The following is a 17,817-nucleotide window of genomic DNA, read 5'->3' on the forward strand; positions in this document are numbered from 1 at the left end:
ATGAGCGATACGTCCTTTGTCCGCCGCGAGATGCTCGATGCGCAGGCGCCGCCGCCGTCGCAGGTGGGGATCATCGGCTGGATCCGCGAGAATCTTTTCAGCGGGTGGTTCAACAGCATCCTGACGCTGTCCTCGATCTACGTGGTCTACTGGATCCTCGCCTCCGTCCTGCCCTGGGTGCTGCAATCCTCCTGGACGGCGACCTCGCTCAACGAGTGCCGCGAACAGATCGCGGCCGCCTATGGCGAGGGCACCAGCGGGGCCTGCTGGGCCGTGATCCGCGAGCGTTACCTGCAGCTGATCTACGGCTTCTACCCGAGCGAGCTCTATTGGCGTCCGAACCTGGCCTTCATCCTGATGATCTTCGCGCTCGCGCCGGTTCTTTACCCGAACGTGCCGCGCAAGATGCTGTGGTTCTCGGGGCTCTACCCGTTCATCGCGGGCTGGCTGCTCTGGGGCGGTACCATCTGGACGCCGATCGCCATCGTCGCCGGTTTCGCCGTGGGCTACGGCCTGTTCCGCGTCCTGATCGATCGCTTCGGCAGCCTGGCCGCGGTGATCGCGGCGGTGCTGGGCACGGTGCTGTGGTGGCTCTTGCTGGCCGGGCCCGTGGCCGCGACGCTGGCCTCGACGATCCCGATCGGGCTGACGCCGGTCGAAAGCCGCCAGTTCGGGGGCTTCATGCTGTCGATCATCATCGGGGTGACGGGCATCGGCGCCTCGCTGCCGCTCGGCATCGTGCTGGCGCTTGGCCGGCAGTCGGACCTGATGATCCTCAAGTCGCTCTCGGTCGGGTTCATCGAGTTCATCCGGGGCGTGCCGCTGATCACGCTGCTCTTCGTGGCGTCGACCCTTCTGAACATCTTCATGCCGCCGGGGACGAATTTCGACATCATCCTGCGGGTGGTCATCATGGTGACGCTCTTCGCCTCGGCCTATATCGCCGAAGTGGTCCGGGGCGGGCTCGCGGCGCTGCCGCGCGGCCAGTACGAGGCCGCCGACGCGCTGGGCCTCGACTACTGGAAGTCGATGCGCCTGATCATCCTGCCGCAGGCTCTGAAGATCTCGATCCCGGGGATCGTCTCGACCTTCATCGGGCTCTTCAAGGATACCACGCTGGTGTCGATCATCGGTCTGCTGGACCCGATCGGGTTCTCCAACGCGATCCGCGCCAATGCCGAATGGCAGGGCATCGTCTGGGAGCTCTACGCCTTCATCGCGCTGATGTTCTTCATCTTCTGTTTCTTCATGTCCCGTTATTCCATGTCCCTGGAGCGCAGGCTTCAGACCGGGCACAACTGAGAGGGCTGAAAAATGTCTGAAGTTGCCTTCGACCGCCAGATCGACCGGAGCCACATGCAGGTCTCCGACGAGGTCGCGATCCAGATCTCGTCCATGAACAAGTGGTTCGGGGAGTTTCACGTCCTCAGGGACATCAACCTCACCGTGAACCGGGGCGAACGTATCGTCATCTGCGGTCCCTCCGGGTCGGGCAAGTCGACGCTCATCCGCTGCATCAACCGCCTGGAGGAACACCAGGCCGGCGACATCGTGGTCGACGGCATCGAGCTGACGAGCGACCTGAAGAACATCGACAAGATCCGCTCCGAGGTCGGGATGGTGTTCCAGCACTTCAACCTGTTCCCGCACCTGACGATCCTCGAGAACTGCACGCTGGCGCCGATCTGGGTGCGCAAGACGCCCAGGAAGGAGGCCGAGGAAACCGCGATGCATTACCTCGAGCGGGTCAAGATCCCCGAGCAGGCGCACAAGTATCCCGGCCAGCTGTCGGGCGGGCAGCAGCAGCGCGTGGCGATCGCGCGCTCGCTCTGCATGAACCCGCGGATCATGCTTTTCGACGAGCCGACCTCCGCCCTCGACCCGGAAATGATCAAGGAAGTGCTCGACACCATGATCGGGTTGGCCGAGGAAGGCATGACGATGCTCTGCGTCACGCACGAGATGGGCTTCGCCCGGCAGGTGGCGAACCGGGTGATCTTCATGGACCAGGGCCAGATCGTCGAGCAGAACGAACCCGAAGAGTTCTTCAACAACCCGCAGAGCGACCGGACCAAGCTGTTCCTCAGCCAGATCCTCGGTCACTGAGGGGGCGGCGGCGCGGGCTGTCCCGCGCCGGTCAGTCCAGGTCTTTCGGGACGACGAAATCCACCAGCGTGCCGGTGTCCGGCAGCACGCCGCGCCAGTCGTCGGTGCGGAAATCCAGAACCAGCGTTGCGGCCGTCGGGTACTGGCCGAATTTCGGATGGTCCGGGGCCGTCGCCGCCAGCCGCCGGGCAACCTCGCCGATGGTGGGGTTATGCCCGATCATCGCCACCGACCGGCCCCGTGCCCGGTGCAGCGCCGCGATCATTTCGCGCGGACCCGCATGGTAGAGTTCCGGCAGAAGATGCAGCTCCGCGGCGTCGCCGGGCAGCCCCCCCGAGATCAGGTCCCAGGTTTCGCGGGCGCGGACGGCATCGCTGCACAGCACCTCGTCCGGCACGTGGCCCTTCTCCGCCAGCCAGCGCGCGATACGCGGGGCATCGTGGCGCCCGCGGTCGTTCAGCGTCCGGGCATGGTCGTCGATGTCGGGGTCGTCCCAGCTTGACTTGGCATGGCGGATCAGGATCAGGCGGCGCATGGCTCAGTCTCCGTGAAAGGCCCGCATATGGAAGGCCGATTGCACGGCAAGCCTGCCATAGCCCTGGCTGACCGGGCAACTCCGGCGAACGGCACAGCCGCGCTCCAGGCAGTCTGCACCGGCAGGCGTCCCGAGAAACCCGTGGCAGGCGGCGAGGTCGTAGCCTTCGCCGGTCAGCGCCCCGGCCGGGCAGGCGGCCAGGCAGGGCCGGTCCGGACAGCCGTCACAGGGACAGGGGCCCGCGGCGGGCAGGTCGAGCCGCCGGGGTAGCGCCAGTGCGCCCCTGTAAGAGACCATGAGCCCGGCGCGGTCATGCACCAGCAGCCCGACGGGCGAGGGCCAGGCGCGCCGGCTGCGTTCGGCCCAACGGATGAAGGGCTGGAACGGCGGCCCGCCGAAGGGGAATAGCGCCACCGCGCCGATCGCGGCGGCGCTCTCCGCGATCACCCGTTCCGACCAGCGGTCCAGCGGGTCGGGGCGATCGTCCGCGAATTCCGGTGCGGCCCGGACCGCGGGCCAGAAGCCCGGCTCGTCGGGGCCGAGCAGCAGGAGCGTACCGGTGCCGGCGGGGGCGCCGTCATCCGGTCGCGGGTGGAAGGCGCCGAAGATGTCCAGATGAACCGAGCGGAGCCCGGCGCGGATCGCGTCGTAGGACGCCGTGCCCGGCATCTCAGCCCTTGCGGATCAGCGTGCCGGCGCCATGGTCCGTGAAAAGCTCCAGCAGGCAGGCATTGGGGGCCCGGCCATCCAGGATCACCACGGCGCGCACCCCGCCCTCGATCGCGGCCAGCGCGGTCTCGGTCTTGGGGATCATGCCGCCGGCGATGACGCCGGCCGCCGTCAACTCGTGCACCTGTTCGGGGGTCAGGTCGGTCAGCACGTCGCCGGTCTCGTCCTTGACGCCGGCCACGTCGGTCAGCAGGAGCAGCCGGTCGGCCTTCAGCGCGCCGGCCACGGCGCCGGCCACCGTGTCGCCGTTGACGTTGTAGGTCTCGCCCCCGCGCCCCATCCCGAGCGGGGCCATCACCGGGATCATGCCTGCTTCGAACAGCTGGGTCAGAACCTCGGGGTTCACCTCCGCCGGGCGTCCGACGAAGCCGAGTTCCGGGTCGTCGGGTTCGCAGACCATGAGCCGCGCATCCTTGCCCGAAAGGCCGACCGCCTTGCCGCCCTGGTTGTTGATGGCCTGCACGATGCGCTTGTTCACCAGGCCCGACAGGACCATCTCGACCACGTCGATCGTGGCGCCGTCCGTGACACGCTTGCCGCGCACGAAATCGGACTCGATGCTCAGCTTTTCCAGCATCTCGTTGATCATCGGCCCGCCGCCATGGACGATCACCGGGTTCACGCCCACCTGGCGCATCAGGACGATGTCGCGGGCAAAGCTGTCCATCTCCGCGGCGTCGCCCATGGCGTGGCCGCCGAACTTGATGACGACGATCGCGCCGGTGTAGCGCTGAAGATAGGGCAGCGCCTCGCTCAGCGTGCGCGCGGTGGCGATCCAGTCCCGGTTCATGGTGCTCCGCTTTTTCATCGGCCTCGTCCTGCGTCCGGCCCGTGTTACGCGCTGCGGCGCGCCTTGCCAAGAGCGGGCGGCGCGGGCGTTCAGTCGAGACCGGCGATGATCGCGCGCAGCGTTTCGATCCCGGTGCCCTTTTCGGCCGAGGTGACGACGATCTCGGGAAAGGCCGTCGGGTGCGTGGCCAGCGACGCGCGCAGTTTTTCCAGCACCGCGTCGCGATCCTTTGCCTTGACCTTGTCGGCCTTGGTCAGCACCGCCTGGAAGGTGACGGCGGCGCGGTCGAGCAGCGTCATGATCTCCTCGTCCACGGGCTTGGGGCCGTGACGGGCATCGATCAGCACGAAGGCCCGGCGGAGCGAGACCCGCCCGCCGAGATAGGCCTTGAGCAGGCGCTGCCAGCTTTCGACCTTGGGCTTCGGGGCCTGGGCGTAGCCGTAGCCGGGCAGGTCCACCAGGTAATGGCTTTCGCCGAGGGCGAAGTAGTTGATCTCCTGGGTGCGGCCGGGCGTGTTCGAGGCCCGCGCCAGCGCCCGGCGCCCGGTCAGCGCGTTCAGGAGCGTCGACTTGCCGACATTGGAGCGTCCCGCGAAACAGACCTCGGCCCGGTCGGCGGGCGGAAGGCCGTCCATCGCGACGACGCCCTTCACGAAATCGCAGGGGCCTGCGAAGAGCAGCCGGCCGGCCTCGGCGGCCCGGGCGTCGGGGGCGGCGGCCTCGGGGAAGGAGAGCTGCATCAGAGCACCTCGACCCGGTCGCCCAGGGCGACGGGGCCGCTCTCGATCACCTCGGCATAGACGCCGAAATCGCGGTGTCCCCAGCCCTCTTCCAGCACGCCCAGCGTGTCGGCGTCCCGGCGGCCGGTCTCGGGGTTCGCGGTGGTGGCCATGCAGCGGCCGATCCGTTCGCGCACCGCCAGCCGCGCGCCCCCGATGGCGATCTCGCGGTCGATCCAGTCGAACTCTTCCCACGGAGCAAGGCCATCAAGGATCAGGTTGCCACGCCAGCGCAGCACCGAGAGATCGCGGCCGAGCTTCTGCGACACAGCGCGGTGCGAGGAGAGGTTGTTGATCGACACGGACGGGAAATCGGTGTCGGTCATGCCCCGCTCGGGAACCGTGACGATGGCTGTGGGCCGGGCCCGGTCCGCCGGGCAGAGCGGCGCGACCCAGTCCAGGAAGCGCGCGGCGTCCGCCGGGTCGTCGGGGTGGATGGTCACCTCGGGCCGGTCCGGGTGGGTCAGGGTCACAGATCGTGCGGACTCGTCCAGCCGGGCGTCGATCGCCATGAGCGCCGCGACCTTGGCGCCGCGCATGAAATTCGCGCAGGGCATCCAGGCGGGATGATCCGGTATCCGCGCCGAGTCGTGGGCCACGGCCCAGACCCGGTCGCCGGGCAGTGTCCGGCCGGCCTCGAGCGTCACGCGATCCAGCGGCTCCCGCCCATGGGACTTGATCGGGTGCCGCCAGATATGCGCGAGGCGGGCGGTCATTTCTCTTCCGATGAATCCCGCTTGAAGCCGGAGCGGATATTCCCGAGCAGGTCGGGCTTGTAGCCCTGGCTGCGCATGATCAGGTACTGCTGCGTGAAGGTGATCACGTTGTTCGATATCCAGTAGAGCACCAGCCCGCTGGCGAACTGCCCCAGCATGAACATGAAGACCCAGGGCATCCAGGCGAAGATCATCGCCTGGGTCTTGTCCGTCGGGGCCGGGTTCAGCTTTTGCTGGAGCCACATCGACACGCCGAGCAGGATCGGCAGGATGCCGAGCGACAGGATCTCGAGAATGCCGAGGTTCGGCACCGTGTAGGGCAGCAGCCCGAACAGGTTGAAGATCGAGGACGGGTCCGGCGCGCTGAGGTCGCGGATCCAGCCCAGCCAGGGCGCGTGGCGCAGTTCGATCGTGACGAAGATCACCTTGTAGAGCGAGAAGAAGATCGGGATCTGCAGCAGGATCGGCAGGCAGCCGGAGGCCGGGTTGACCTTCTTCTCCTTGTAGAGCTGCATCATCTCCTGCTGGAGCTTCTGGCGATCCTCGCCGGCGCGCTCCTTGATCTTTTCCATCTCGGGCTGGAGTTCCTTCATCTTCGCCATCGAGACATAGGACTTGTAGGCGAGCGGGAAGAGGATCGCCTTGATGATCAGCGTCAGCCCGATGATGGCCCAGCCCATGTTGCCGATCAGGGCATTGAGCCAGTGCAGCACCGCGAAGATCGGTTTCGTCAGGAAGAAGAACCAGCCCCAGTCGATGGAATCGACGAACCGGTCGATGCCGAAGGTTTCCTCGTAGTTGCGGATCTTTTCCCACTCCTTGGCGCCCGCGAAGAGGCGCGAGGAGATCTCCTGGCTTTCGCCGGGCGCCACGGTGACCGTCGGCAGCCGCATTTCCGTCTGGTAGATATCCGCGGCGCCGGTGTATTTCGCCACCGAGCTGAACGACTGGCCCGGCTCGGCGATCAGCGTCGTCATCCAGTACTTGTCGGTGAACCCGACCCAGCCGGTCTGCTCGACCGCCTGCAGGTTGACCCGGCCGGCCTCGCGCTCGTCGAAATCCATGTCCGGCATGTCGTTGTAGTCGATCTCTTCCAGCTCGCCGTCCGAGACCCGGACCACGCCTTCGTGCAGGATGAAGAAGCCGGTGACGTCGGGCTCGCCATGACGTGCCACGACGCCGTAGGGGGCCAGGCGCTGGGCGTCCGCGCCGGTGTTGATGACGCGCTGGGTGACGGAGAACATGTAGTCCTCGTCGACCGAGATCGTGCGTTCGAAGCGCAGGCCGCCGGCGTTCTCCCAGCTCAGCGTGACGGGGCTGTCGGGCGTCAGGCGGGCGCCTTCGGGCACCTGCCACTGGGTGTTGGCACCGGGCACGTCCTCGAGCGCGAGCGCGCCGCCGGGCGCCCAGCCGAAGAGTGCGTAGTAGGAATCCGGCCCGCCCACCGGCGAGAGTAGCGTGACCAGCGGCGATTCCGGGTCCAGATCCTCGTTGTAGGCCTTGAGCGCGAGATCGTCGATCCGCCCGCCGCGCACCGCGATGGAGCCCGTCAGGCTGGGGGTGTCGATCTCGATCCGGGGCGATTTGGACAGCGCGATCTCGCGCGACTCCTCGGCCGTGGTGGCCAGCGTCGGCGGCGTGCCGGTCTGCCCCGCGGTGCCGCCCGTGCTGGGCGTGGCGGCGATCGGGGCGCCGCCGTCGGTCTGCACCTGGCCCGCGGTTTCCTGCGGTGTTTGCTGGACGGGTTCCTCGGGCGGAAACAGGACGAACCAGACCAGGATGACGAGAAAGCTCAGGGCCGTCGCGAGGATGAGGTTCTTGTTCTGATCGTCCATCAGGGGCACACCGCCTGTCCGTCCAAGTTCAGGGCCGTTCAACAGATGTGGACCTGAAAGGTCAAGCGCTTTTCGGGCAAGGGCGCCGGGGGCGCGCCGGGGCCGCGCCGGAGATCAGCCGGCCCGGCGCCCGATGTCGGGGCCGGGCGAGAGTTTCTCGTTGTGCTTGTGGATCCAGGCGATGGTGTCGCCGAAGGGCATCGGCCGCGCCAGCCCGTAGCCCTGGATATAGCGGCAGCCCAGCTGCGCCAGCATGGATTGCTCGGCCAGCGTCTCGACGCCCTCGGCCAGCGCGGAGATGTCGAGGCATTCTGCCATCCGCACGATGGCTGCGATCATCAACTGCTGTTCGCTGTCCTGGTCGACACCCCGGACGAAGGACCGGTCGATCTTGATCCGGTTCACCCCGAAGCGGCGGATATTGGCGATGGCGGCATGGCCGGTGCCGAAATCGTCGAGATCGATCGCGGCGCCCATCGCCGCCAGCCCGTGAATGTTGCGGCTGATGCTGTCATCCTCGGGCTCGGCGACCACGGTCTCGAGGATCTCGATGGTCAGGCGTTCCGGCGCGAGGTCGAAGCGGTCGACCTCCCACTTGATCTTCTCGCAGAGCCGCGGGTTGCGCAGCTCGTCGGTGGCGAAATTGACGCCGACATTGGGCACGTCCAGCCCGGCCTTGTCCCAGGACCGCAGCGCGGACAGCGAGTGGTAGAGCACCACCTCGCCCAGCCGTTCGGTCCGACTGGCGGCCTCGACGATGGACAGGAAACGACCGGGGGCAAGCACGCCTTCCTCGGGGTGTTCCCAGCGCGCCAGGGCCTCGAACCCGGTGATCCGGCCGGTATCGGTGCAGATCTGGGGCTGGAACCAGGGCCGGATCTGCCCGTTCTCGAGCGCCGCGTCCAGCTCGGCGCTGAGCGTGCTGCGCTTGCGCTGCTCGCGCCGCATCCGGGGCGAGAAGCTGCGGATGGTGCCTTCGCCCGCCTGCCGGGCCTCGATCAGCGCGACCTCGGCCGATTGCAGCATTGACAGTGCGGTGTTCTCCGGCGCGCGCCCCATCAGGCAGATCCCGGCCGAACAGGTCAGGTGCAGCCTGTGCCCCCCGGCCTGCAGCGGTTGCGCGACGCCGGCCATGACCCGTTCCGCGACCGCCACCACGCTTTCCAGGTCCGCGCGTCGTACCGGGGCGAGGATCACCGCGAAGGAATCCCCGTCCATCCGCGCGACCAGATCCTTGCCCCGCACGGCCGCCGTCAGGCGCGTGGCCAGCGTCGCGAGCGCGGCGTCGCCGGCCTCGATCCCGAAACGCTCGTTGGCCTTGTGGAAATTGTCGATGTCGAAGAGCAGCACGGCCGTGATCCGGCCCGTGGTGCGTTCGGAGGTGATGTAGCTTTCGAGACGGGCAACGGCTTCCTGCCGGGTGGCGAGGCCGGTCAGGCTGTCGCGTTCCGGGACGTCTTCGGGCTCGGCCGCCGGCGGGGCCGCCACCGGCTGCGCGGGGCGGTTCAGATCCTGCAGCACGAAGAGGATCGGGAACAGGAAGGAGACCACGAAGAGGACCGCGTCGACATGGATCCAGTAGGCGATCAGGGTCAGGACCGGCAGAAAGCTGGCCAGCTGCAGCGTATCGAATTCCCGGCGCAGCCACGCGATCACGCCGGATCGCCCTGCGTCCTTCCCGTCCTGCATCGCCTGGCTCCTCCGCCTGTCGCGGGTCTTCGGTCCGCAGGCGCAGGCTAGGGGCGCGGCCTCTGATACTGGTTAAGACCGCGACGGAAAATCCGCTCGATTTTCAGAAAACTCACTCGACCGGCCGGGTGAGCCCGGCGAAGTCGAAAAGCGCTGAATCCAGCAGGTGCGAGGGCCGGGCGTTCATCAGCGCGCGGAACATGACCTGGCGGCGGCCCGGGCTGTTGGCTTCCCATTGATCGAGGATCTTCTTGACCTGCTGGCGCTGAAGGCCGTCCTGGCTGCCGCAGAGATCGCAGGGAATGATCGGGTAGTTCATCGCCTGCGCGAAGCGCGCGCAATCCTCCTCGGCCACGAAGGCGAGCGGGCGATAGACGAAGAGGTCGCCCTCTTCGTTGACGAGCTTCGGCGGCATGGTCGCCAGGCGCCCGCCGTGAAAGAGGTTCATGAAGAACGTCTCGAGGATGTCGTCGCGGTGATGGCCCAGCACCACCGCCGCGCAGCCTTCCTCTCGGGCGATCCGATACAGATGCCCGCGCCGCAGACGCGAGCAGAGCGCGCAGTAGGTGCGCCCCGCCGGGACCTTGTCGGTAACGATGGAATAGGTGTCCTGGTACTCTATCCGGTGCGGCACGCCCATCCGCTCGAGGAAGGCCGGCAGAACGGTCGCCGGGAAGCCCGGCTGGCCCTGGTCGAGGTTGCAGGCGAGGATCTCGACCGGCAGCAGGCCGCGCCACTGCAACTCGTGGAGAACCGCGAGCAGGGTATAGCTGTCCTTGCCACCCGAGAGGCAGACGAGCCAGCGCGCGCCGCGTTCGACCATGCCGAACTGCTCGATGGCCTCGCGGGCCTGGCGCACGACCCGCTTGCGAAGCTTCTTGAACTCCGTGGTCGCGGGCGCGCCGGCGAAAAGCGGATGGATGTCGTCGGTCTCGTCGAGCATGGCCGTGCCTTTACTGCACCGCCGGGTCCCGGGCAAGGGTGCGGCCGGTCACCGGGGCGCGGCGCCTGTCCCGGCCCGGGTTTCGGCCTCGGTTTCCGGCAGGCCCTCGCGCGAGAGCAGGATCGCGATCGGGCGCAGCCCCGGCACGTGGCTGCAGACGATCAGCAGCGCCACCATGATCGGCACCGACAGGAACATGCCCGGAATGCCCCAGACCGCGCCCCAGAACGCCAGCGAGATGATGATCCCGAAGGTCGAGACACGCAGCGCCCGGCCCATCAGGATCGGGTCGATCACGTTGCCGTTCAGGAACTGGATCACGCCCACCACGGCGAAGATCGCGATGGTCGCCGTCGGATCGGCCAGCTGGACATAGGTGACCAGCGCGACCAGCACCGTGGCCACGATCGAGCCGATATTCGGGATGTAGTTCAGGATGAACGTGATGACCCCGAGGGCGCCGGCAAGGTCGAGGGCAAAGAGCTTGGCCACGAAATAGACCATGACGCCGGTCACCGCGCTGACGAAGGTCTTGACCAGCAGGTAGTAGTTCACCCGGTGGATGATCGAGCCCATGATCCGCCCGACCCGTTCGGCCTGGGCCTCGTCGCCGAAGAAATTGGTGAGCTTCGTCGAGAACCAGATCCGTTCGCCGAAGAGAAACCCGACGAAGAGGATCACCAGCACCGTGCCCTGCATCAGGTTGCCGGCCTGTCCCGCGATGGAGCGGAGATAGCCCGAGACGTCCACCGTGCGCACCGCGTCGAAGACGGCGGTCTGGATGTCCGGGCCCAGGAAGGAGAAGAGCGCCGCGATGGCCGACGGCGCGCTCTCGGCATAGGTCAGGGTCGTCGTCAGGACCGTGTTGACCTGCGACAGGATGATCGAGGTCAGCGTCAGCAGGATCGCCGAGATCAGCGCCACCGCCGCGATGCTTGCCAGCCAGTTCGGGATCCCGACCGGCCCCAGACGGAACCGCGCGATGAAGTTGATGGCGTCGCTCGTCAGGCTGAAGACAACGATGGCCGTGGCCAGGGAGATCAGCAGGAACTGTGCCTGCACAAGCAGGAAAAGCACGACCGCGAAGGCGATGATGACCAGCGCGCCGGTCTGCAGGGCGCCGCGGTCCGTCAGGGCCTTGCGGGCCGGTTCGGTGTCCCGCCTTTCGGATCTCGTCGGTGGCGCGTTCATCTCGGGGCGCTCGTTCCTGTTCTGACAGCCATGCCCTACTTTGGTGAATTGTGCGCCGGGACTCAATGTCTCGGGGGCAGGGACGCTTTGCGGCGCTTGCGGCCCGGCACCGGATCGTAGCCCGACCCGCCCAGCGGATGGCAGCGCGCGATGCGCCGCGCGGCCAGCCAGCCGCCCCGGACGGCACCATGTTTCTCGAGCGCTTCCAGCGCATAGGCCGAGCAGGTGGGCTGGTAGCGGCAGCCATGCCCCACCCAGGGGCTCAGCACGAGCCGGTAGGCGCGCACGGGCAGGGACAGGACCCAGGCGAGCGGGCTCATGACCGGCCCCCGTGGATGCGGCCGAGCGCCTTGACGAGATCCGCCCGGAGCGCCGCGAAAGGGCGCGCGACGGTCGCGCCGGGCCGGCCGACCAGGACGTAATCCCAGCCGGGCTGCCCGGCCTCGGGCAGCACGTCGCGGGCCAGGGCGCGCAGGCGGCGCTTGGCGCGGTTGCGGGTGACGGCATTGCCGACTTTCCGGGAACAGGTGAAGCCCACGCGGATCGTGTCGCCGGGCGCCTCGTCGGGCGCGCGGCATCGCGCCTGCAACAGGAACCCCGGCATGGGCTGCCGTCGGGCCCGGGCCGTGCGCAGGAAATCGGCGCGCTTCTTCAGAATGTCCAGACGAACGGAAACCGCCGGGTCCGCTTGCGCGGCCCGGCCTGTCTGGCCTGCCACGTGCGTCCCCGGCGGTGTCATCCGATAATCTCGGTCGGGCGCGTGCCTCAGGCGGACAGCTTCTTGCGGCCGCGGGCGCGACGCCGGTTCAGGACCTGGCGGCCGGCCTTCGTGGCCATGCGCGCGCGGAAACCGTGGCGGCGCTTGCGCACGAGGTTGCTCGGCTGAAAGGTGCGTTTCATGTCTCTTCTCCTGCGCGGTGCGGCCCGCCCTCCGGCGGATTCGCGGGCCGATGCTGTTCGGAAGCCGCTGTTTAGGGGGTGATCGGGGCGAAGTCAATTCGCCGGCTGTCCGAAAACTGCAACATTCGGCCGCGTCCTGCCGGAAATCGGGACCCGTGCTGACACAAACCGGCGCGAAGCCGTCATAAACGGGCGAAATCCATCACCCGTCATCAAGCGCGCGTGAACCCCCTATGCCGGGCGCGGCCCCGCGGTCCAGATAAGGGGAACGAAACGGGCTGAAACCGCGGGGCGGCAAGACATGGACAGAAGCATGGACCGGAACAAGAGCCAATGGATGCGACACCTGCCTTTGGGCGTGATCCTCGCGGTGGCGGTGACCGGCTACCTGGCGCTGGGCGACGTGCTCACCTTCGAGGCGCTGGCCGAGAACCGCGAGAGGCTGCTGGCCTTCCGCGATGCGTATTATGTCTCTACCGCGCTTGCCTTCATGGCCGCCTATGTCGTGATCGTGGCCTTCTCGCTGCCCGGCGCGACGGTGGCGACGCTGACGGGCGGCTTTCTGTTCGGGCTCTTTCCCGGGGTGCTCTTCAACGTGGTGGCCGCCACGGTCGGGGCGACCGCGATCTTCCTTGCCGCGCGCTGGGGGCTGGGCGACGCGCTGTCGCGCCGGATCGACGCCTCGGAGGGCCGGGTGAAGCGGATGCGCGCAGGTCTCCGGGACAACGAGCTGAGCTTTCTCTTCCTGATGCGGTTGGTTCCGGCGGTGCCGTTCTTCGTGGCCAACCTCGTGCCCGCGCTGGTCGGCGTCGGTACCGGGCGCTTCGTGTTCACGACCTTCTTCGGCATCATTCCCGGGGGGCTGGTCTATACCTGGGTCGGGGCCGGGCTCGGCCGGGTCTTCGCCCGGGGCGAGACGCCGAACCTCGGCATCATCTTCGAGCCGCACATCCTCGGCCCGATCCTCGGGCTCTGCGCCCTGGCGGCGCTGCCGATGGTGCTGCGGGCGCTGCGTGGCCGGAAAGGAGACTGACATGCCGGAACGGATCGAGACGGATCTCTGCGTGATCGGCGCCGGGTCGGGCGGGCTTTCGGTCGCGGCGGGCGCGGTGCAGATGGGCGCGCGGGTCGTGCTGGTCGAGGGCGGCAAGATGGGCGGCGACTGCCTGAATTACGGCTGCGTGCCGTCGAAATCGCTGATCGCCGCGTCCCGGCACGCCCATGCCATGACGACGGGCGCCCCCTTCGGCGTGGCCCCGGTGGTGCCGGAGGTGGACTACGCCGCCGCCAAGGATCACGTGGCCGACGTCATCGCCGGCATCGCGCCGCATGACAGCCAGGAGCGCTTCGAGGGCCTCGGCGTGCGGGTGATCCGTGCCTGGGGCCGGTTCACCTCGGACCGTGAACTCGAGGCCGGGGACGCGCTGATCCGCGCCCGCCGCTTCGTCATCGCGACCGGCTCGGCGCCGCTCGTGCCGCCGATCCCGGGCGTGGAGACCGTACCGGTCGAAACCAACGAAACCATTTTCGAGCTGCGCGAAAGACCCGAACACCTGCTCGTCATCGGCGGTGGGCCGATCGGGATGGAGCTTGCGCAGGCCCATCTGCGGCTTGGATCGCGGGTGACGGTGCTGGAAGGCGACCGTGCGCTCGGCCGTGACGATCCGGACCTGTCCGCCATCGTGCTGGACCGGCTCAGGGCCGAGGGTGTCGAGATCCACGAGGGGGCCACCGCCGCCGAAATCCGCGGTGCGGCCGGCGCGATCGAGGTCGTCACCAGGGAGGGGGACGTCCATGCCGGCACCCACCTGCTGATGGCCGTGGGGCGCAAGCCCAATATCGGCGCCCTGAACCTCGACGCCGCCGGGATCGCCCATGACCGGCGCGGCGTCACCGTCGATGACGGGCTGCGCAGCAGCAACCGCCGTGTCTACGCGATCGGCGACGTGGCGGGCGGGCTGCAATTCACCCATGTCGCGGGCTACCACGCCGGGATCGTGGTGCGCTCTGCGCTGTTCGGGCTGCCGTCCAGGGCCGCCACGGCGCATCTGCCGTGGGTGACCTATACCGACCCCGAACTGGCCCAGGTCGGCCTGACCGAGGCCGAGGCGCGCGCGCGGCACGGCGCCGCGCTCGAGGTCGTCGGCGCCGACTACGCCGAGAACGACCGGGCCCGGGCCGAGCGGCTCACCCGGGGCCGGGTCAAGGTCATGGTGGTCAAGGGCCGGCCGGTCGGGGCCAGCATCGCCGGCGCGCAGGCGGGCGAGCTGATCCAGATCTGGGCGCTCGCCATTGCCAACGGTCTCAAGATGAAGGCCGTGGCCGACATGGTGGCGCCCTATCCGACGCTGGGCGAGGTGAACAAGCGCGCGGCGAGCGCCTATTTCTCGCCGAAGCTATTTGATAATGCATGGGTGAAGCGGATCGTCAGGCTGGTGCAGAGATTCTGAGCCGGCCACCATTCGCGACGTCGGGAGATTGACCAGGCAGATGTTTCTCAACTCGCTTTCCGGGCGGTTCCTGCTCTTGACGATCGTCTTCGTCATGCTGGCCGAGGTGTTCATTTTCGTCCCGTCTGTCGCGCGCTTCCGCGAGGACTACCTGCTGGCCCGGCTGGAACGCGCGCAGATCGCCTCGCTGGCGCTACTGGCCAGCGAGGACGACATGATCGAGCCGGACCTGGCCGAGGAGTTGCTGCGCAATGCCGGCGTCTACAACGTCGTGCTGCGGCGCAACGAGGTGCGCGAGCTGATCCTGTCCTCCGACATGCCGCGCCCCGTGGACAGCACCTTCGACCTGCGCGCGGCCTCCCCCTGGGCGCTGATCGGCGACGCGCTGTCGCGGCTCTGGGACACGGAGCCTCAGGTGATCCGCGTGATCGGCGAGCCGCTCCGCGATGCGGGGCTGCTGATCGAGGTGACGATGCCGACCCAGCCGCTGCGCGCGGCGATGATCGATTATGGCCTCCGCATCCTCGCGCTCTCGGCCGCGATTTCCATATTCACCGCGTTCCTGCTGTTCCTGGCGGTGCGCCGGTTCCTCGTCACGCCGATCTCCCGCGTGATCACCCATGTAAAGGCCTACGAGGCCGCACCCGACGACGCGCGCCAGATCATCACGCCCACCGCCTCGATCCGCGAACTGCGCGAGGCCGAGGAAGCGCTCCGCTCGATGCAGACGCAGCTGAGCCAGTCGCTGCGGCAGAAGGATCGGCTGGCGGCGCTGGGCGGCGCGGTGGCGCGGGTGAGCCACGACCTGCGCAACATGCTCAGCACGGCGCAGCTTCTGGCCGACCGCATGGAACAGAGCGCGGACCCGACCGTGCAACGCACCGCGCCCAAGCTCGTCGGGTCGATCTCGCGGGCGGTGAACCTCTGCGAGAGCACGCTGGCCTTCGGCCGGGCCGAGGAGCCGGCCCCGCACCTCGGCGAGGTCGCGCTGGGGCCGCTGGTGACCGACGCGATCGAGAACGAGAAGCTGGCAGCAGAGGGCGGGCGCGTCCGCTTCGAGACGGATCTGCCGGCCGGCGCGGTGATCCGCGGCGACGCGGAGCAGCTGCACCGTGTGCTGTCGAACCTGGTGCGGAACGCGCGCGAGGCGATCGAGGGCGCCGGCAAGTCCGGCACCGTCCGGGTAAGCGCCGAGGCCGAAAGCGGCGGCTGGACCATCCGCGTCGCCGATACCGGGCCGGGCCTGCCGGCAAAGGCGCTCGACCATATTTTCGAGCCGTTCCACGCGACGACGCGGCGCGGCGGATCGGGGCTGGGCCTGGCCATCGCGGCCGAACTGGTCCGGGGACATGGCGGCACGCTCGAGCTGGTGCGGACCGACGAGACCGGTACCGAGTTCGCGATCCGCCTGCCGGCGGCGACGCTTGGGGAGTTCCGCAAAAATCCATGAAATCCGCTTGCATCCGCCCGGCGCCGGCGCTACATGCAGCCCTCACGCACCGGTAGCTCAGCTGGATAGAGCACGTGACTACGAATCACGGGGTCGGGGGTTCGAATCCTCCCCGGTGCGCCACCTCACCGATCCTATGGCGACGTAACGTGAGCCCGCAAACGGTGCGGGCTCGGTCGTTCCAGGTCCCGCCGGGTCCGGTTCTCGCCCCCCCCTGGGCCGGACCGCGGACGGCGATGCTGACAGCTGCCAAGGCCGCGGCGATTGCCGCCGCTGCCCGAAAGCAGGCCTTGTATGCTGCCCCTGCTGCAAGCCCCGTGGCCGCGGCGGCGGCCGAGACGCCGAGGAAATTTCGGCGCGACAGGCCGGGGCGCATCGCGGCCGTGGTCGAGCGGCGTTGCGTCGCCGCAGAAAGGCTGCGTTGCGGCGCCTGGAAGTTCATCTTGGCTTGGCAGAAAAGGCACATCGTTCGGTTCCTCTGGGGCGGGCGCGCGTGTCCGGCGGCGCGGGCTGGTTGAGAAGCCCGGCGCCACGTCGATGTGGCGCCGGGCGGTGTCGCGGGAACGCGGCCCGTTCAGGTCAGGGCCACGGCCCTGGTGGTCTGCAGCAGATGCCCGGCCTTCGCGGCGTCCTCTGCATGCCCGGGCGCCTGCATGAAGCTGTTGAAGACCTTGAGACTTTCAGCCTCGAAGAGGCAGTAGACGGCTGCGGTGTTGTCCTGTTCGTGACCGCAGTAGATCTCGGTGATACCGGCGGCCTCGCGGGCCGGGGCTTTCGCGCCGTAGGCCTGGTGCCAGTCGGCGAAGGGCGTGCTGATCTCAAAAGTGACGAGGATTTTCATCTGGGGTGTCCTTGGGGCGTGGGATCAAGTGCGGCCCCGCCATGTCCGGCGGGGCCGGGGGATCAGGCCATGCCGAAGAACGGCTTGGCGCGCTCGGGCATGGCGCCCATGTCGACGATACAGCCGTAATCGGCGCCGGCCTCGGCGACGACGGCGCCCATTTCCATGGGGTCGGTCAGGCCGCGCGCGCGGATGCGCTTGACCACGTCGTCGAAGAAGAACTCGAAGCGGCTGTCCTGCGAGACGATGGTCAGCGCGCGGGCGGGTTGGTCGCTTTCGTTCCAGGTGGCGTGCAGGATGCCGCGCGGCAGGATCACGGTGCTACCGGCCGGCGCGGTCTCGACCCGGTCGCCGAGCATGAAGGTCACTTCGCCCTCGAGGATGTAGTAGACCTCGTCCTCGTGGGCATGGGTGTGCGGGGGCGCACCCGGTGCGCTGGGCGCGAAGTCGACGTCGAAGAGCGAGAAATTCGCGGCCAGGTCGGCCCCGTGGACCAGCTGTGACAGGCCATGTAGCGGGAACGGGATGATCCGCTTGTCATCCTGGGTGACGATCTTCGGGGTTGGGGTCGGGGTCTGCGTGTCGGTCATCTGAGGCTCCGTTATGCGCGGATGGGAAGGGATCGGGCAGGGTCGTGCGAGAGGCTGTCGCGCGCGGCGGTCAGCTGCTCGATCGCCGTGGCGGTGTGCGTTGTCTCTCGCCACGGAAATATCCGGGCCCGCGTCCCGGCAGCAGCCGCCATGCCGCAGAATGCATCTGCGAAAACGCAGACCATGCCACCGCCCTACACACCGAAGGGTGGGTCCAACGATCATTGAGGTTGGGAATTCGGCCGGGGCGTGCGCCGCCATCTGCGGGTATGC

General features: G+C 68.2%; 19 protein-coding genes and 1 tRNA gene. 6 read left to right on the forward strand and 14 right to left on the reverse strand.

Annotated elements, in window-relative coordinates; genetic code table 11:
* Together ACQ5SP_RS00490 and ACQ5SP_RS00495 are read left to right on the forward strand one after the other, a co-directional pair.
* Positions 1–1,302, forward strand: coding sequence for an amino acid ABC transporter permease (locus tag ACQ5SP_RS00490; protein ID WP_430935309.1), 1,302 nt, complete (start codon positions 1–3; stop codon positions 1,300–1,302).
* Between the two features lie 12 nt (positions 1,303–1,314).
* Complete coding sequence (locus ACQ5SP_RS00495; protein ID WP_430935311.1) at positions 1,315–2,106, forward strand: amino acid ABC transporter ATP-binding protein; 792 nt, start codon at positions 1,315–1,317, stop codon at positions 2,104–2,106.
* Between the two features lie 31 nt (positions 2,107–2,137).
* On the opposite strand, the gene ACQ5SP_RS00500 is transcribed toward ACQ5SP_RS00495, so the two are convergent.
* The 12 genes from ACQ5SP_RS00500 to rpmH all read right to left on the reverse strand — a co-directional run bounded on the left by ACQ5SP_RS00500 (position 2,138) and on the right by rpmH (position 12,213).
* Complete coding sequence (locus tag ACQ5SP_RS00500; RefSeq protein WP_430935313.1) at positions 2,138–2,641, reverse strand: SixA phosphatase family protein; 504 nt, start codon at positions 2,639–2,641, stop codon at positions 2,138–2,140.
* Between the two features lie 3 nt (positions 2,642–2,644).
* Positions 2,645–3,310: a ferredoxin gene (locus tag ACQ5SP_RS00505; RefSeq protein WP_430935315.1), complete on the reverse strand. Its 666-nt coding sequence runs from the start codon at positions 3,308–3,310 to the stop codon at positions 2,645–2,647.
* Between the two features lies 1 nt (position 3,311).
* Positions 3,312–4,178 (reverse strand): acetylglutamate kinase, encoded by an 867-nt coding sequence (gene argB, locus ACQ5SP_RS00510; RefSeq protein ID WP_430935317.1) that lies wholly within the window; start codon positions 4,176–4,178, stop codon positions 3,312–3,314.
* Between the two features lie 71 nt (positions 4,179–4,249).
* Positions 4,250–4,903: a ribosome biogenesis GTP-binding protein YihA/YsxC gene (gene yihA / locus ACQ5SP_RS00515; protein ID WP_430936249.1), complete on the reverse strand. Its 654-nt coding sequence runs from the start codon at positions 4,901–4,903 to the stop codon at positions 4,250–4,252.
* Entirely contained in the window at positions 4,900–5,655 is a 756-nt protein-coding gene (locus ACQ5SP_RS00520; protein ID WP_430935319.1) for an MOSC domain-containing protein, read from the reverse strand. The genes yihA and ACQ5SP_RS00520 overlap by 4 nt, the downstream gene beginning before the upstream one ends.
* The gene (yidC, locus tag ACQ5SP_RS00525; RefSeq protein ID WP_430935321.1) at positions 5,652–7,490 is read right to left on the reverse strand and encodes a membrane protein insertase YidC; all 1,839 of its coding nucleotides are present in this window, start codon (positions 7,488–7,490) and stop codon (positions 5,652–5,654) included. The genes ACQ5SP_RS00520 and yidC overlap by 4 nt, the downstream gene beginning before the upstream one ends.
* A 114-nt stretch (positions 7,491–7,604) precedes the next feature.
* Positions 7,605–9,179 (reverse strand): putative bifunctional diguanylate cyclase/phosphodiesterase, encoded by a 1,575-nt coding sequence (locus ACQ5SP_RS00530; protein ID WP_430935323.1) that lies wholly within the window; start codon positions 9,177–9,179, stop codon positions 7,605–7,607.
* 112 nt (positions 9,180–9,291) lie between these two features.
* Positions 9,292–10,122: a tRNA 2-thiocytidine(32) synthetase TtcA gene (gene ttcA / locus ACQ5SP_RS00535; RefSeq protein ID WP_430935325.1), complete on the reverse strand. Its 831-nt coding sequence runs from the start codon at positions 10,120–10,122 to the stop codon at positions 9,292–9,294.
* Positions 10,123–10,170: 48 nt separating this feature from the next.
* Positions 10,171–11,313 carry an AI-2E family transporter gene (locus ACQ5SP_RS00540; RefSeq protein WP_430935327.1) on the reverse strand — a complete coding sequence of 381 codons (1,143 nt, stop codon included), beginning with the start codon at positions 11,311–11,313 and terminating at the stop codon, positions 10,171–10,173.
* 62 nt (positions 11,314–11,375) lie between these two features.
* Positions 11,376–11,633, reverse strand: coding sequence for a membrane protein insertion efficiency factor YidD (yidD, locus tag ACQ5SP_RS00545; protein WP_430935329.1), 258 nt, complete (start codon positions 11,631–11,633; stop codon positions 11,376–11,378).
* Complete coding sequence (rnpA, locus tag ACQ5SP_RS00550; RefSeq protein WP_430935331.1) at positions 11,630–12,052, reverse strand: ribonuclease P protein component; 423 nt, start codon at positions 12,050–12,052, stop codon at positions 11,630–11,632. The genes yidD and rnpA overlap by 4 nt, the downstream gene beginning before the upstream one ends.
* Positions 12,053–12,078: 26 nt before the next feature.
* Entirely contained in the window at positions 12,079–12,213 is a 135-nt protein-coding gene (rpmH, locus tag ACQ5SP_RS00555; RefSeq protein ID WP_430935333.1) for a 50S ribosomal protein L34, read from the reverse strand.
* 313 nt (positions 12,214–12,526) lie between these two features.
* Between rpmH and ACQ5SP_RS00560 the strand changes: the two genes are divergently transcribed.
* From ACQ5SP_RS00560 to ACQ5SP_RS00575, 4 genes are all read left to right on the forward strand, one after another.
* Positions 12,527–13,246: a TVP38/TMEM64 family protein gene (locus ACQ5SP_RS00560; protein WP_430935335.1), complete on the forward strand. Its 720-nt coding sequence runs from the start codon at positions 12,527–12,529 to the stop codon at positions 13,244–13,246.
* A 1-nt stretch (position 13,247) separates the two neighbouring features.
* Entirely contained in the window at positions 13,248–14,663 is a 1,416-nt protein-coding gene (locus tag ACQ5SP_RS00565; protein ID WP_430935337.1) for a dihydrolipoyl dehydrogenase family protein, read from the forward strand.
* A gap of 40 nt (positions 14,664–14,703) precedes the next feature.
* Positions 14,704–16,113: a sensor histidine kinase gene (locus ACQ5SP_RS00570; RefSeq protein ID WP_430935339.1), complete on the forward strand. Its 1,410-nt coding sequence runs from the start codon at positions 14,704–14,706 to the stop codon at positions 16,111–16,113.
* A 46-nt stretch (positions 16,114–16,159) separates the two neighbouring features.
* Positions 16,160–16,236 (forward strand) — tRNA-Arg (locus ACQ5SP_RS00575).
* Positions 16,237–16,687: 451 nt separating this feature from the next.
* Here the strand turns inward: ACQ5SP_RS00575 and ACQ5SP_RS00580 are convergent.
* Positions 16,688–16,954 carry a DUF3764 family protein gene (locus tag ACQ5SP_RS00580; RefSeq protein WP_430935341.1) on the reverse strand — a complete coding sequence of 89 codons (267 nt, stop codon included), beginning with the start codon at positions 16,952–16,954 and terminating at the stop codon, positions 16,688–16,690.
* A gap of 62 nt (positions 16,955–17,016) precedes the next feature.
* Complete coding sequence (locus ACQ5SP_RS00585; RefSeq protein ID WP_430935343.1) at positions 17,017–17,544, reverse strand: cupin domain-containing protein; 528 nt, start codon at positions 17,542–17,544, stop codon at positions 17,017–17,019.
* Between the last annotated feature and the right edge of the window lie 273 nt (positions 17,545–17,817).

The organism is Rhodovulum sp. YNF3179, assembly GCF_050586465.1.
Taxonomy (GTDB): domain Bacteria; phylum Pseudomonadota; class Alphaproteobacteria; order Rhodobacterales; family Rhodobacteraceae; genus CAJXYS01.

Bases quoted from the DNA above. Each gene is read 5' to 3' on its own strand.
- ACQ5SP_RS00490 (WP_430935309.1), top strand. From the start codon at position 1: ATGAGCGATACGTCCTTTGTCCGCCGCGAGATGCTCGATGCGCAGGCG.
- ACQ5SP_RS00495 (WP_430935311.1), top strand. From the start codon at position 1,315: ATGTCTGAAGTTGCCTTCGACCGCCAGATCGACCGGAGCCACATGCAG.
- ACQ5SP_RS00500 (WP_430935313.1), bottom strand. From the start codon at position 2,641: ATGCGCCGCCTGATCCTGATCCGCCATGCCAAGTCAAGCTGGGACGAC.
- ACQ5SP_RS00505 (WP_430935315.1), bottom strand. From the start codon at position 3,310: ATGCCGGGCACGGCGTCCTACGACGCGATCCGCGCCGGGCTCCGCTCG.
- argB (WP_430935317.1), bottom strand. From the start codon at position 4,178: ATGAAAAAGCGGAGCACCATGAACCGGGACTGGATCGCCACCGCGCGC.
- ACQ5SP_RS00520 (WP_430935319.1), bottom strand. From the start codon at position 5,655: ATGACCGCCCGCCTCGCGCATATCTGGCGGCACCCGATCAAGTCCCAT.
- yidC (WP_430935321.1), bottom strand. From the start codon at position 7,490: ATGGACGATCAGAACAAGAACCTCATCCTCGCGACGGCCCTGAGCTTT.
- ACQ5SP_RS00530 (WP_430935323.1), bottom strand. From the start codon at position 9,179: ATGCAGGACGGGAAGGACGCAGGGCGATCCGGCGTGATCGCGTGGCTG.
- ttcA (WP_430935325.1), bottom strand. From the start codon at position 10,122: ATGCTCGACGAGACCGACGACATCCATCCGCTTTTCGCCGGCGCGCCC.
- ACQ5SP_RS00540 (WP_430935327.1), bottom strand. From the start codon at position 11,313: ATGAACGCGCCACCGACGAGATCCGAAAGGCGGGACACCGAACCGGCC.
- yidD (WP_430935329.1), bottom strand. From the start codon at position 11,633: ATGAGCCCGCTCGCCTGGGTCCTGTCCCTGCCCGTGCGCGCCTACCGG.
- rnpA (WP_430935331.1), bottom strand. From the start codon at position 12,052: ATGACACCGCCGGGGACGCACGTGGCAGGCCAGACAGGCCGGGCCGCG.
- rpmH (WP_430935333.1), bottom strand. From the start codon at position 12,213: ATGAAACGCACCTTTCAGCCGAGCAACCTCGTGCGCAAGCGCCGCCAC.
- ACQ5SP_RS00560 (WP_430935335.1), top strand. From the start codon at position 12,527: ATGGACCGGAACAAGAGCCAATGGATGCGACACCTGCCTTTGGGCGTG.
- ACQ5SP_RS00565 (WP_430935337.1), top strand. From the start codon at position 13,248: ATGCCGGAACGGATCGAGACGGATCTCTGCGTGATCGGCGCCGGGTCG.
- ACQ5SP_RS00570 (WP_430935339.1), top strand. From the start codon at position 14,704: ATGTTTCTCAACTCGCTTTCCGGGCGGTTCCTGCTCTTGACGATCGTC.
- ACQ5SP_RS00580 (WP_430935341.1), bottom strand. From the start codon at position 16,954: ATGAAAATCCTCGTCACTTTTGAGATCAGCACGCCCTTCGCCGACTGG.
- ACQ5SP_RS00585 (WP_430935343.1), bottom strand. From the start codon at position 17,544: ATGACCGACACGCAGACCCCGACCCCAACCCCGAAGATCGTCACCCAG.